The following is a 12,311-nucleotide window of genomic DNA, read 5'->3' on the forward strand; positions in this document are numbered from 1 at the left end:
GTTTCCAAGTTGGGAAATGATATGCATTGTCACCATCTAGGCTCGTTTCGCCATATAAATAAAAAAGTAGTTGTGCTACAATAAATGAAGTGAATGAACAGTTGAGGAGGAACGAACATGAAAATCACATTAGGCGTATTATACGGCGGCAAATCGCCTGAACATAAAGTATCGTTACAAACGGCACGCTCTGTCATTAATGCGGTAAATAAAGAAAAGTTTACAGTTGTTCCGATTTACATTACGACAGATGGGGAATGGTTGCGTGGGGAGGCGATTGAAGGGGAAGTGAAAGATGTCAACCAGCTCGCTTTTCAACAAGGTTTACCAGCGCTCGCGTCTATTGCAAACGGCATTGATGTTATTTTCCCTCTTTTACACGGACCGAATGGAGAAGACGGAACGGTACAAGGAATGTTAGAATTATTAAACGTACCATATGTCGGAAACGGTGTGCTAGCATCGGCCGTTGGTATGGATAAAGTTGTGATGAAACAATTGTTTGCGCAAGCGGGGCTAAAACAAGCGCGTTATGTTTTTTTCTTAAAAAAAGAGTGGGAAAAGCATAAAGAAATCGTATATGAAACGGTAGAACGTGAGCTTGGTTATCCATGTTTTGTGAAGCCAGCTAACGCAGGTTCAAGTGTAGGAATAAGTAAATGTAAAAACCGTGAACAATTGCAAATAGCTTTTCAAGAGGCGTTTCGTTACGATCGAAAAGTCATCGTGGAGGAAGCGATTATTGGTCGGGAAGTGGAAATTGGCGTGATCGGAAACGACGAGCCGATTTGTTCGGTTGTTGGGGAAATTGTGCCGAAAAAAGAATTTTATGATTACGAAGCAAAATATGTTGATGGAAATACAGAGTTAGTCATCCCAGCAAACATTACGGATCAAGAATATGAAACGATAAAACAAATGGCACTTACCGCTTTTAAGGTGCTCGATTTAGTTGGATTAGTCCGTGCTGACTTTTTCTTGACAGCAAATGGAGAGGCGTATATTAACGAAGTCAACACGATGCCTGGCTTTACCCCATTTAGCATGTTCCCGCTTCTATGGAAGCATACAGGTGTATCGTATGAAGAGTTAATTGAACGTCTCATTCAACTGGCGATCGAACGATATGAAGAAAAACAAAACATTACGTACGTATTTTAAGGTGATCATATGCTTACACGTTCACTAGCTGATGTTCAAATGATGATTCCGGGAAGTATGATTGATGAGCGATATGCTTCTGTTATGATTCATGGTGTGTCAACAGATACGCGCACAATTGAGCGAGGAAATTTATATGTTCCGCTAAAAGGAGCCACGTTCAACGGCCATCAGTTTGTGAAGGAGGCGTTTGACAAAGGAGCAGTCGCTGCGCTATGGAGCAAACATGAGCCGAACGCCCCGACAGATGTGCCGCTCATTTTTGTTGAAGATTCACTCGTTGCACTACAACAGCTGGCTCATGCGTATCGAAAACAACTTCGTACACGTATCATCGGGGTGACTGGAAGCAACGGAAAAACGACAACGAAAGATATGATTGCATCACTGCTTGGGACAGTGTATCGTGTGCAAAAGACAGAAGGTAACTTAAACAACCATATTGGTGTACCTCTGACATTGCTTCGTTTAAAAGAAGAAACAGAGTATGCGGTCGTTGAAATGGGGATGAGCGGTTTTGGAGAAATTGAGTTGCTCTCTACCCTTGCCGAACCAGATGTTGCGATCATTACAAATATTGGTGAATCGCATTTACAAGAGCTCGGTTCACGCGAAGGGATTGCAACAGCGAAGTTTGAAATCGTGAAAGGATTACAACGTGATGGATTGTTTATTTATCACGGAGACGAACCACTGTTGCAAGCGCGCGTGCAACGATCTTCCCTTTCACATATTCAAACGTTTGGGATGGAACCAACAAACGATTATTATCCGCTAGACATTCGTGTTCAAGCGGATGGAACAGCGTTTACGGTAAATCGTTGGTCAGACGAAACGTTTCATATGCCGCTTCTCGGTCGGCACCATGTGATGAATGCTCTTGCTGCTATTGCGGTTGCACGTTTCGCTTCTGTTGATGTGGCTCATATGAAAGAAGGTTTTTTACGTTTATCTGTAACAAAAATGCGTACAGAAGTCATAAAGCGTCCTGACGGGGTAACAATTATTAACGATGCATATAACGCCAGTCCGACATCGATGCGCGCTGCGCTTGAATTGCTTGGACAATTGACTGGATATCGTAAAAAAATAGCCATTGTTGGCGACATGCTTGAATTAGGTGAACAAGAAATTACTTTTCATGAACAAATTGGCGAGATGATCGATCCGCAAAAAATAGATTATGTATTGACATACGGTGAGCGTGCAAAGGCAATTGCTGAGCAAGCGAGCAAGCGATTTAGCAAAGGGCATGTTCGTTCTTATCACGATAAGGTGGAGTTAGCAACAGATTTACAAAAAATCGCAGAAGCAGGCGACATCATTTTACTAAAGGCATCTCGGGGGATGAGACTAGAGGAAATCATTTCTTTGTTAAATAAATAAAAAGAAGCGTTCAATTTGTTGAAAACATATGCATAAAATGGTATGATGAACGAGAGCTGTTTACGGAATGAATTTCAACAAGGCACTTCCGTCTATACGGGAATGCCTTTTTTCGTAAGTTATTTGAAGAAGGAGTATGAAAACATTGGTTAAATTTAAAGAATTTGGATTGAGTCCAGAGTTGATGAAAGCAGTTAGTAAAATGGGATTCGAAGAGGCAACACCAATTCAAGCGGCAACGATTCCGCTTAGTTTGCAAAATCGCGATGTCATTGGTCAAGCGCAAACAGGAACAGGAAAAACGGCAGCGTTCGGTATCCCGCTTATTGAAAAAATCGATATGAACAACGATGCGGTGCAAGCGATCGTTGTTGCGCCGACGCGAGAACTAGCCATTCAAGTATCTGAAGAGTTATATAAAATTGGTTCAACGAAGCGTGTACGTGTTTTGCCAATCTATGGCGGACAAGATATTGAACGTCAAATTCGTGCATTAAAAAAACATCCACACATTATTGTCGGTACACCGGGACGCGTGCTTGATCACATTCAACGTCGCACGCTCCGCCTACAAAATGTTCATACGGTCGTATTAGATGAGGCGGATGAAATGTTGAACATGGGCTTTGTTGAAGACATTGAGGCAATTTTAAGCCATGTGCCAACAGAGCGTCAAACACTTCTTTTCTCAGCAACGATGCCTGAACCGATTCGCCGTATCGCTGAACGATTTATGAACAATCCAGAACTCGTTCGCGTAAAGGCGAAAGAAATGACCGTTCCGAACATTGAACAATATTACATTGAAATTCAAGAAAAGAAAAAGTTTGATACGTTAACGCGCTTATTAGATATTCAATCTCCTGAATTAGCGATTGTTTTTGGAAGAACGAAACGTCGTGTCGATGAGCTAGCAGAAGCGCTCAATTTGCGTGGCTATACGGCAGAGGGGATTCATGGTGATTTAAGCCAAGCAAAGCGTTTATCTGTATTGCGTAAGTTTAAGGAAGGTTCTATTGATATTTTAGTGGCGACAGACGTAGCTGCACGCGGTTTAGATATTTCTGGTGTCACACACGTGTACAATTTCGATATTCCACAAGACCCAGAAAGTTATGTTCACCGCATCGGTCGGACAGGGCGTGCTGGTAAGACAGGAATGGCGATTACGCTTGTTACTCCACGTGAAATCGGACAGTTGCACCACATTGAAAAAACGACGAAACGAAAAATGGAACGTATGAAACCACCAACGTTAGATGAGGCGCTTGAAGGCCAACAACGAGCAGCAATTGAAAAATTGCTTGAGACGATTCAAAACAACAATTTATCGTTTTATAAACGCGCCGCAGAAGAATTGTTGGAAGAACACGACTCTGTTTCGCTTGTTGCCGCGTGTATTAAAATGTTAACAAAAGAACCGGATATGACGCCGGTGCAGTTGACAGAAGAACCGCCAATTATGAAAAAAGAGAAGAAGCGGCAAGTACAAACGCGCCAACGTCGGAACGAGACGCGCGGTCGTGGATCGAAAACGCGCACAAAGCGATAGAAGCTGTCTGAACGGATAGCTTCTTTTTCTTTATTGGAGGGATATGGATGATTATCGGTATTGGCATTGATATTGTCGAATTAAATCGCATTGCAGAGCTAATAAACCGACAGCCGAAATTCATTGAACGTATTTTAACAGACAATGAGTGCGCTCTCCTTTATGAGCGCTCTCCAAAACGACAAATTGAGTTTGTTGCGGGTCGATTTGCCGCAAAAGAGGCGTACGCGAAAGCGTTAGGGACGGGGATTGGTGCCCATGTTTCTTTTCATGATATTGAAATAAAAAATGACGAAAATGGCAAACCGTATATTGTTTCTTCTTCTCCAGATGAACGTGTACATGTTTCCATTTCACATAGCGAACATTATGCGGTGGCCCAAGTAATTATTGAACGCTTGTCAAGCTAGTCTGCATATTCTCCCGTTTGACCTCATATGATGGCTTATGAAGGAAGTCCAAATGAGGTAAAGGGGTTGAAAAAATGAGACGAACATGGCTTTTTTGGTGCCTACTTCTTTTCGTTGTAGGCAGTCTGGCCGCTTGCGGAGAAAAGTCGCAACAAGATGTGTTAAAAGCGCTCGATGAGAAAGTACAAACGATGTCTGGGTACAAAGCCGAAGCAAAAATGACGCTTCAGACAGGGACGGAGCCACAAGTGTATGAAATCGAAATTTGGCATAAGTCCCCAAATTACTATCGTGTGAACTTGAAAAATGCCCAGCGTGATCAACATCAAATGATTTTGCGTAACGACGAAGGAGTATTTGTATTGACGCCTGCACTAAATAAAAGTTTTCGTTTTCAAAGCGACTGGCCGCAAAACGCAAGTCAAGTGTATTTGTATGAATCGCTCGTAAAAGACATTTTAGCCGACTCGAAAGCAGATTTTAAAGCAACAAAAAACCATTACGTATTCCAGACAAAAACAAATTATGAAAACAAGAAAATGCTACCAAAGCAAGAGATCACATTAAATAAAAAAGATTTAACGCCAGTGAAAGTGACCGTCATGGACATTGACTCACAACCGATGTTGACTGTGGAATTTTCAAAAGTAGAATGGAATGCTGCGTTTGACGATAACGCTTTTGATGTAAGTAAAAATATGACGAGAGCGAAGTTGGAAAATGAACAAGAAGTGACAAAAGAAGCTAATCAACAAGCAGTGCCAGTTATGTATCCGACATATGAACTCGACGGTGTGAAACTTGTCGAAGAAAAAGAATTTACAACAGCAAACGGGAAACGAATTGTTATGACATTTTCTGGGGAAAAATCGTTTACGCTTGTACAAGAAAAAGCCCATGCTGTGCCGACGGCAAACGTATCGACAACGGTTAAGGGTGAGCCTGTTGATTTAGGATTTGCCGTTGGAGCGCTGGCAAACGGCACATTGACGTGGACGTATAAAGGTGTTGATTTTATTCTTGCTTCACAAGATTTAACGGAAGATGAGATGGTTGCGATTGCACGTTCGGTGCAAGGCAAGGTGATGAAGTAAGACTCGCGTGGCGGGTCTTTATTTTTTTGTTGACATGATGCAAGGACAAAAGAAATAATCAAACTTGAATATATTGTTGAAGGGGCTTTGAAGGATGGATCGAGCATTTTATCGCGATACATGGGCAGAAATTGATTTAGATGCAATTTTTTATAATGTGCAATCAATGAAACAACACGTCGGCACTCAAGTCGATGTCATTGCTGTTGTCAAAGCAAACGCTTATGGACATGGAGATATTCAAGTAGCGAAAACAGCGCTTGAAGCAGGTGCAACACGTTTAGCCGTAGCCTTTTTAGACGAAGCGCTCGCACTAAGAAAAAAAGGGATCCCTTTAGCCGTCCCGATTATCGTACTTGGGGCAACAAACCCTTCATATGCGCCATTAGCGGCTAGCCAAAATATTGCTTTAACCATTTTTCGAGTGGATTGGTTAGAGCAAGCGGTGATGTATGCGCCATATGAACAACCGTTGAACGTTCATATGAAGCTAGATACGGGGATGGGACGGTTAGGAGCGAAAACAAAAGAAGAAGTGGAACAAATGGTACACACCATCGAACAGCATCCATGTTTCGTGTTTGAAGGGGTATACACACATTTTGCGACAGCAGATGAACAAAATATAGACTATTTTTCGTTTCAATATGATACGTTTCTACACATGCTAGAGTGGTTGCCAATTAAGCCACCGCTCATCCATTGTGCCAATAGCGCAGCGGCATTACGCTATCCTGATCGTGTATTTAATGCAGTTCGTTTCGGTATTTCTATGTATGGATTGACACCGTCACAAGAGATGAAACCATTCTTGCCGTATCCATTAAAAGAAGCGTTCTCGCTCCATAGCCGTTTAACGCACGTAAAAAAGGTGAAGGCAGGAGAAAAAATCAGTTACGGGGCGACATATGCTGCAGAGGCGGATGAATGGATTGGTACGGTTCCGATTGGCTATGCAGACGGTTGGTTGCGTCGCATGCAGCACTTTTCTGTCCTTGTTGATGGAAAACGAGCTCCGATTGTTGGGAGGATTTGTATGGATCAAATGATGATTCGTTTACCTTACGAACTTCCAATTGGTACAAAAGTAACGCTTATTGGTGAACAACAAGGAGATCGTATTTCCATTGATGATGTTGCAGCGCATGTAAATACAATTAATTATGAAATTCCTTGTACAATTAGTTATCGTGTCCCCCGTATTTTTTTGAAAAACAAGAGTATAATTGAAGTGAGAAATGCGGTATTATAGTAGATGGGTGCAACGAGAACGATCGTTTTCGAAAAATTTCTACAAAAAATGGACGAATGATGCTGGAAATGACTTTGCATCATGAAGATGAAATGGTATGATGTAAATTGGGAGCGACTATGTGGTTGTAGTTTAGGTGGAGGTGTGTGTTTGTGTCTGAATCCAGCGCAACAACAGAAATTGTTATTCGGTTACCGCAGGCGTTAGTGAGCGAATTAGATGGCATTGTGAAGCAAGAAAATGGCAACCGAAATGAACTTATTTATCAAGCGATGAAGATGTACATTCGTGAGCGGAAAAAACGTCAAATTCGAGAAGCGATGAGACGTGGGTATATGGAGATGGCGAAAATTAATTTGTCGCTTGCGTCGGAAGCTTTTCTTGCGGAATATGAAGCTGACCACACCGTTGAACGCTTAGTTAGCGGGGGGTAATCTTTTGATTGTCAAACGTGGTGACGTGTATTTTGCCGATCTTTCTCCAGTAGTTGGATCAGAGCAAGGGGGCGTGCGCCCTGTGCTTGTTATTCAAAATGACATTGGGAACCGTTTCAGTCCAACCGTCATTGTTGCTGCCATTACTGCGCAAATCCAAAAAGCGAAGTTGCCTACACATGTTGAAATCGACGCAAAGCGCTACGGATTTGAACGGGACTCTGTCATTTTGCTTGAACAAATTCGGACGATTGATAAACAACGTCTGACAGATAAGATTACCCATCTAGATGACGAGATGATGGATAAAGTAGATGAAGCGTTGCAAATTAGTCTCGGTCTTATTGATTTTTAATATGTCGAAAAATAGCTACATTGTGTAGCTATTTTTGTTTAGAGGAGGAATTTTGTTTGGAGCTACTAAAACAGCTAGCTGAGAGATTAAACATTCCATTCGTGCATGTTCAGCATGTCATTCAACTTCATGAGGAAGGAAATACGATTCCGTTTATTGCACGGTACCGAAAAGAAATGACCGGCGCGCTCGATGAAGTGCAAATTCGCACGATTTTAGATGAATGGCATTACTTACAAAACTTAGCGAAACGAAAAGAAGAAGTCATTCGTTTAATCGATGAGCAAGGGAAATTAACGGACGAACTGAAAGAAGCGATTACGAGAGCAATGAAATTACAAGAAGTGGAAGATTTATATCGTCCATATAAACAAAAACGCCGAACAAAGGCAACAATTGCCAAAGAAAAAGGGCTCGAACCTTTTGCGAAATGGTTGTTGACCTTCCCGAGCGAACCCATTATAGAACGCGCACAACTGTTTATTGATTCACAAAAAGAAGTACATACGATCGAAGAAGTGATTCAAGGTGCAAAAGATATTATTGCTGAAAAAGTGTCGGATGACGCTGCGCTTCGTCAATGGATTCGTCAGCAAACGTGGCAAACAGGCACAATTGTTTCTGTTGGAAAAGAGATAGAAAAAGACGAAAAACGTGTATTTGAAATGTATTACGATCATCAGGAACCGATCGCCAAAGCACCTGCTCATCGTGTTTTAGCGATGAATCGGGGTGAAAAAGAAGGAATTTTACGCATTGTCATTGACGTAGACGGAAGCCGAATGATTGAGTACATTCGTAAAAAAGTCATAACAAATGAGCAATCATCGGCGGTTGACATTGTAGCTGAAGCGATTGAAGATGCATATAAACGTTTAATTGCCCCATCTATTGAACGAGATGTGCGAAATGAGCTGACAGAACACGCAGAAGAACGGGCCATTCACATTTTCGCTGAAAACTTGCGCAATTTATTGTTGCAACCACCATTAAAAGGGAAAGTTGTTTTAGGGGTAGATCCAGCGTATCGTACAGGATGTAAGTTAGCTGTCGTCGATGAAACCGGAAAGGTACTTCATATTGATGTCATTTACCCACATCCGCCGAAAAATGAGGTGGAAAAATCAAAAGAAAAATTAAAGCAATTACTTCATACATACCGAGTGGAGTTGATTGCCATCGGCAACGGAACGGCATCGCGAGAAACGGAGCAGTTTATCGCTGATACAATTGCAGAGTGGGAAGGAAACGTGTTTTATTTGATTGTCAATGAAGCGGGGGCGAGTGTATATTCTGCATCAGATTTAGCACGCAAAGAGTTTCCGCATTTGCAAGTCGAAGAGAGAAGCGCTGTCTCGATTGCCCGACGCGTGCAAGATCCACTTGCCGAATTAGTAAAAATTGATCCAAAGTCTGTTGGGGTCGGCCAATATCAACATGATGTGTCACAAAAAAAGCTAGAACAGTCGTTGCAGTTTGTTGTTGAAACAGTCGTGAACCAAGTGGGTGTAAACGTCAATACCGCTTCCCCAACGTTATTGCAATATGTATCTGGTCTAACGAAGACTGTGGCTGAAAATATAGTCAAATATCGCGAAGAGCATGGGAAGTTTACTAATCGCATGCAATTAAAATGTATACCGCGCCTCGGGGCTAAAACGTATGAACAATGTATCGGTTTTTTGCGTATTTTAGACGGAGATGAGCCGTTAGATCGCACGCCGATTCATCCCGAGCGATATGAAGAAGTGCATCAATTGTTGCATCGACTTGGCTTTTCAACAGAAGCGATTGGAAGCGAGCAGTTGCGAAGTGCGCTTGAAGCGATCAGCATCGAAGAAGTAGCACAAGAACTGAATATCGGAATACTGACACTTCAAGATATTATCGATGCGCTGAAGCGTCCAGAGCGCGATCCTCGAGATGATTTGCCAAAACCGATTTTAAAGAAACATGTGTTAAAAATGGAAGACTTGAAAAAAGGTATGGAATTAGAGGGAACGGTACGAAACGTTGTTGATTTCGGCGTATTCATAGATATTGGTGTGAAGCAGGATGGGCTTGTTCATATTTCGAAATTAAGCAATCGATATGTGAAACATCCACTTGATGTCGTATCAGTAGGCGATATTGTTAAAGTATGGGTCGATTCGGTCGATTTGCAAAAAGAACGCATCGCTTTAACAATGATTCCACCAACATCGGAAAACACACTGTCATGAGCAGTGTGTTTTCCGATAAAAAAACCAACATTGATTGAGAAGTTTAATTTGAGCGCGGTTTTTCTCATAATATGCACGTCGCATTTGATTTTTTAACCACATCGGCATGATGATCACCTTCAAATTGTTTTTTATTATGTTATGAGCAAAAGAGCCCAATGGTGAAAGGACGGAAATAAAATGAATGAGCGCGAGTTACAAGCGCTTGTTGAGCGCATATCGTTACATGTATTTCATAAGCCATTTCGCCATCGAGCGATATTTAACGATCGTTTAAGAACGACCGGTGGACGATACATTCTTTCTACGCATCATATTGAACTAAATCGGAAATATTACGAACAATACGGGGAAGAAGAATTTGTTCAAGTCATCAAACATGAATTATGCCATTACCATTTGCATCTTGAAGGAAAAGGATATCGTCATCGCGATCGTGACTTTCGGGAACTATTGAAAAAAGTGCAAGCGCCACGCTTTTGTAAACCTATTGTATTGCCGAAGAAAGGGAAAACGTATTATTATGAATGTACATCATGCCGCTACATGTATGTGCGAAGAAAAGCAATACATACAAATCGATATGTATGTGGCTTTTGTCGTGGGAAATTGAAAAAAATAAAAATAGAGTGTTGACAAGCCAAATCTCTATATGCTAAATTATAAAAGCCGTCGTTATTCGACGAAGAAACAAAATAAAAAAAGACAGTTGACAGATCAAAAAAGAGTAAATATAATATAAACAGTCCTAATGATTTAGTTATTCCGCAGTAGCTCAGTGGTAGAGCACTCGGCTGTTAACCGAGCGGTCGTAGGTTCGAATCCTACCTGCGGAGCCATTGGAGAAGTACCCAAGTGGCTGAAGGGGACGGTTTGCTAAACCGTTAGGTCGTTCTTTTACGGCGCGCGGGTTCAAATCCCGCCTTCTCCGCCACGAAAATAATAAACATGGCCCGTTGGTCAAGTGGTTAAGACACCGCCCTTTCACGGCGGTAACACGGGTTCGAATCCCGTACGGGTCATCTTTTGGAGTGCTCATTTTGTCCACTCCATTTTATTTCGGAGGATTAGCTCAGCTGGGAGAGCACTTGCCTTACAAGCAAGGGGTCGGCGGTTCGATCCCGTCATCCTCCACTCTTTTTGGTCCCGTGGTGTAGTGGTTAACATGCCTGCCTGTCACGCAGGAGATCGCGGGTTCGATCCCCGTCGGGACCGCCATTTAATAAAAAATATTCAGTTGTGATCATCGTTTAATGGGCTATAGCCAAGCGGTAAGGCAACGGACTTTGACTCCGTGATGCGCTGGTTCGAATCCAGCTAGCCCAGCCATTAATGTGACGAGCCATTAGCTCAGTAGGTAGAGCACGATCGATTTAGCTTCTTTGAAAAGGCAACAGCGTACCGCTCGAGCTACTACTTGATTAACCATACTGAGAGCGGGACGTCAAAAATATTATTTGAAAACCCTTTTTGAAACGAGCCATTAGCTCAGTAGGTAGAGCATCTGACTTTTAATCAGAGGGTCGGAGGTTCGAGTCCTCCATGGCTCACCATGTATGCGGGTGTGGCGGAATTGGCAGACGCACCAGACTTAGGATCTGGCGCCTTTGGCGTGGGGGTTCAAGTCCCTCCACCCGCACCAGTCGGCGGTTTTTTAAGATATGCGGTCGTGGCGGAATGGCAGACGCGCTAGGTTGAGGGCCTAGTGGGGGCGACCCCGTGGAGGTTCAAGTCCTCTCGGCCGCATCTAAAAAGCTTGACTTTAATTAATGAAACATGATATATTGAAAAGGTCGTTAAAAATGCGCCCGTAGCTCAATTGGATAGAGCATCTGACTACGGATCAGAAGGTTAGGGGTTCGAATCCTCTCGGGCGCGCCATGTTTATATTATAATGAGGACGGGAAGTAGCTCAGCTTGGTAGAGCACATGGTTTGGGACCATGGGGTCGCAGGTTCGAATCCTGTCTTCCCGACCATCTCACTACTCATAATGCGGGTGTAGTTTAGTGGTAAAACCTCAGCCTTCCAAGCTGATGTCGTGGGTTCGATTCCCATCACCCGCTTTGATGTTCCTTGAAAACTGAACGAAGCGAAAAGCGTACGAAAGCTAAGGATAACTTTTCTATGGAGAGTTTGATCCTGGCTCAGGACGAACGCTGGCGGCGTGCCTAATACATGCAAGTCGAGCGGATCAAATAGAAGCTTGCTTCTATTTGGTTAGCGGCGGACGGGTGAGTAACACGTGGGCAACCTGCCCTGTAGACGGGGATAACACCGAGAAATCGGTGCTAATACCGGATAACACGGAATGTCGCATGACGTTTCGTTGAAAGACGGCGCAAGCTGTCGCTGCAGGATGGGCCCGCGGCGCATTAGCTAGTTGGTGAGGTAACGGCTCACCAAGGCGACGATGCGTAGCCGACCTGAGAGGGTGATCGGCCAC

General features: G+C 42.9%; 11 protein-coding genes, 12 tRNA genes and 1 rRNA gene. 23 read left to right on the top strand and 1 reads right to left on the bottom strand.

What is annotated here, in order from left to right; genetic code table 11:
* Nucleotides 1-117: 117 nt before the first annotated feature.
* The 9 genes from EKC99_RS11765 (at nt 118) to EKC99_RS11805 (ending at nt 9,866) form a co-directional block, all read left to right on the top strand.
* Nucleotides 118-1,161: a D-alanine--D-alanine ligase gene (locus EKC99_RS11765; protein WP_055441969.1), complete on the top strand. Its 1,044-nt coding sequence runs from the start codon at nt 118-120 to the stop codon at nt 1,159-1,161.
* A 9-nt stretch (nt 1,162-1,170) separates the two neighbouring features.
* Nucleotides 1,171-2,547: a UDP-N-acetylmuramoyl-tripeptide--D-alanyl-D-alanine ligase gene (locus EKC99_RS11770; RefSeq protein ID WP_055441970.1), complete on the top strand. Its 1,377-nt coding sequence runs from the start codon at nt 1,171-1,173 to the stop codon at nt 2,545-2,547.
* A gap of 136 nt (nt 2,548-2,683) precedes the next feature.
* Nucleotides 2,684-4,099 carry a degradosome RNA helicase CshA gene (gene cshA / locus EKC99_RS11775; RefSeq protein ID WP_055441971.1) on the top strand — a complete coding sequence of 472 codons (1,416 nt, stop codon included), beginning with the start codon at nt 2,684-2,686 and terminating at the stop codon, nt 4,097-4,099.
* A 47-nt stretch (nt 4,100-4,146) separates the two neighbouring features.
* On the top strand, nt 4,147-4,509 hold the full coding sequence (gene acpS / locus EKC99_RS11780; RefSeq protein ID WP_055441972.1) for a holo-ACP synthase: 363 nt from the start codon (nt 4,147-4,149) through the stop codon (nt 4,507-4,509).
* Between the two features lie 74 nt (nt 4,510-4,583).
* Entirely contained in the window at nt 4,584-5,603 is a 1,020-nt protein-coding gene (locus EKC99_RS11785; RefSeq protein WP_055441973.1) for a LolA family protein, read from the top strand.
* Nucleotides 5,604-5,697: 94 nt separating this feature from the next.
* On the top strand, nt 5,698-6,855 hold the full coding sequence (gene alr, locus EKC99_RS11790; protein ID WP_055441974.1) for an alanine racemase: 1,158 nt from the start codon (nt 5,698-5,700) through the stop codon (nt 6,853-6,855).
* A 152-nt stretch (nt 6,856-7,007) separates the two neighbouring features.
* The gene (locus EKC99_RS11795; RefSeq protein ID WP_055441975.1) at nt 7,008-7,289 is read left to right on the top strand and encodes a CopG family ribbon-helix-helix protein; all 282 of its coding nucleotides are present in this window, start codon (nt 7,008-7,010) and stop codon (nt 7,287-7,289) included.
* Between the two features lie 4 nt (nt 7,290-7,293).
* Entirely contained in the window at nt 7,294-7,644 is a 351-nt protein-coding gene (ndoA, locus tag EKC99_RS11800; RefSeq protein WP_003253417.1) for a type II toxin-antitoxin system endoribonuclease NdoA, read from the top strand.
* Nucleotides 7,645-7,700: 56 nt separating this feature from the next.
* Nucleotides 7,701-9,866: a Tex family protein gene (locus tag EKC99_RS11805; protein ID WP_240468863.1), complete on the top strand. Its 2,166-nt coding sequence runs from the start codon at nt 7,701-7,703 to the stop codon at nt 9,864-9,866.
* Here EKC99_RS11805 and cmpA read toward each other — a convergent pair.
* Nucleotides 9,861-9,974 carry a cortex morphogenetic protein CmpA gene (gene cmpA / locus EKC99_RS11810; RefSeq protein WP_012573928.1) on the bottom strand — a complete coding sequence of 38 codons (114 nt, stop codon included), beginning with the start codon at nt 9,972-9,974 and terminating at the stop codon, nt 9,861-9,863. The two genes, EKC99_RS11805 and cmpA, sit on opposite strands and share 6 nt — an antisense overlap.
* 72 nt (nt 9,975-10,046) lie before the next feature.
* Here cmpA and EKC99_RS11815 point away from each other — a divergent pair, with 72 nt between their 5' ends.
* The 14 genes from EKC99_RS11815 to EKC99_RS11880 all read left to right on the top strand — a co-directional run.
* Nucleotides 10,047-10,502: a SprT family protein gene (locus EKC99_RS11815; RefSeq protein WP_055441977.1), complete on the top strand. Its 456-nt coding sequence runs from the start codon at nt 10,047-10,049 to the stop codon at nt 10,500-10,502.
* Nucleotides 10,503-10,630: 128 nt separating this feature from the next.
* Nucleotides 10,631-10,705, top strand: a tRNA-Asn gene (locus tag EKC99_RS11820).
* Nucleotides 10,706-10,707: 2 nt separating this feature from the next.
* A tRNA-Ser gene (locus EKC99_RS11825) sits at nt 10,708-10,800 on the top strand.
* A 16-nt stretch (nt 10,801-10,816) separates the two neighbouring features.
* Nucleotides 10,817-10,888, top strand: a tRNA-Glu gene (locus EKC99_RS11830).
* A 39-nt stretch (nt 10,889-10,927) separates the two neighbouring features.
* A tRNA-Val gene (locus EKC99_RS11835) sits at nt 10,928-11,000 on the top strand.
* Between the two features lie 8 nt (nt 11,001-11,008).
* Nucleotides 11,009-11,084 (top strand) — tRNA-Asp (locus EKC99_RS11840).
* Between the two features lie 36 nt (nt 11,085-11,120).
* Nucleotides 11,121-11,195, top strand: a tRNA-Gln gene (locus tag EKC99_RS11845).
* 148 nt (nt 11,196-11,343) lie between these two features.
* Nucleotides 11,344-11,419: transfer RNA gene (locus EKC99_RS11850), tRNA-Lys, on the top strand.
* A 5-nt stretch (nt 11,420-11,424) separates the two neighbouring features.
* Nucleotides 11,425-11,508: transfer RNA gene (locus EKC99_RS11855), tRNA-Leu, on the top strand.
* A 21-nt stretch (nt 11,509-11,529) separates the two neighbouring features.
* Nucleotides 11,530-11,612, top strand: a tRNA-Leu gene (locus EKC99_RS11860).
* A 58-nt stretch (nt 11,613-11,670) separates the two neighbouring features.
* Nucleotides 11,671-11,747: transfer RNA gene (locus EKC99_RS11865), tRNA-Arg, on the top strand.
* Between the two features lie 20 nt (nt 11,748-11,767).
* A tRNA-Pro gene (locus EKC99_RS11870) sits at nt 11,768-11,844 on the top strand.
* Nucleotides 11,845-11,860: 16 nt separating this feature from the next.
* A tRNA-Gly gene (locus EKC99_RS11875) sits at nt 11,861-11,931 on the top strand.
* A gap of 58 nt (nt 11,932-11,989) precedes the next feature.
* Nucleotides 11,990-12,311 (top strand): 16S ribosomal RNA (locus tag EKC99_RS11880); the annotation flags it as partial.

This window comes from Anoxybacillus sp. MB8, from assembly GCF_011006755.1.
GTDB classification, from domain to species: domain Bacteria; phylum Bacillota; class Bacilli; order Bacillales; family Anoxybacillaceae; genus Anoxybacillus; species Anoxybacillus gonensis.

Bases quoted from the DNA above. Each gene is read 5' to 3' on its own strand.
- EKC99_RS11815 (WP_055441977.1), top strand. From the start codon at position 10,047: ATGAATGAGCGCGAGTTACAAGCGCTTGTTGAGCGCATATCGTTACAT.
- cmpA (WP_012573928.1), bottom strand. From the start codon at position 9,974: ATGCCGATGTGGTTAAAAAATCAAATGCGACGTGCATATTATGAGAAA.
- EKC99_RS11765 (WP_055441969.1), top strand. From the start codon at position 118: ATGAAAATCACATTAGGCGTATTATACGGCGGCAAATCGCCTGAACAT.
- acpS (WP_055441972.1), top strand. From the start codon at position 4,147: ATGATTATCGGTATTGGCATTGATATTGTCGAATTAAATCGCATTGCA.
- EKC99_RS11785 (WP_055441973.1), top strand. From the start codon at position 4,584: ATGAGACGAACATGGCTTTTTTGGTGCCTACTTCTTTTCGTTGTAGGC.
- EKC99_RS11770 (WP_055441970.1), top strand. From the start codon at position 1,171: ATGCTTACACGTTCACTAGCTGATGTTCAAATGATGATTCCGGGAAGT.
- cshA (WP_055441971.1), top strand. From the start codon at position 2,684: ATGAAAACATTGGTTAAATTTAAAGAATTTGGATTGAGTCCAGAGTTG.
- alr (WP_055441974.1), top strand. From the start codon at position 5,698: ATGGATCGAGCATTTTATCGCGATACATGGGCAGAAATTGATTTAGAT.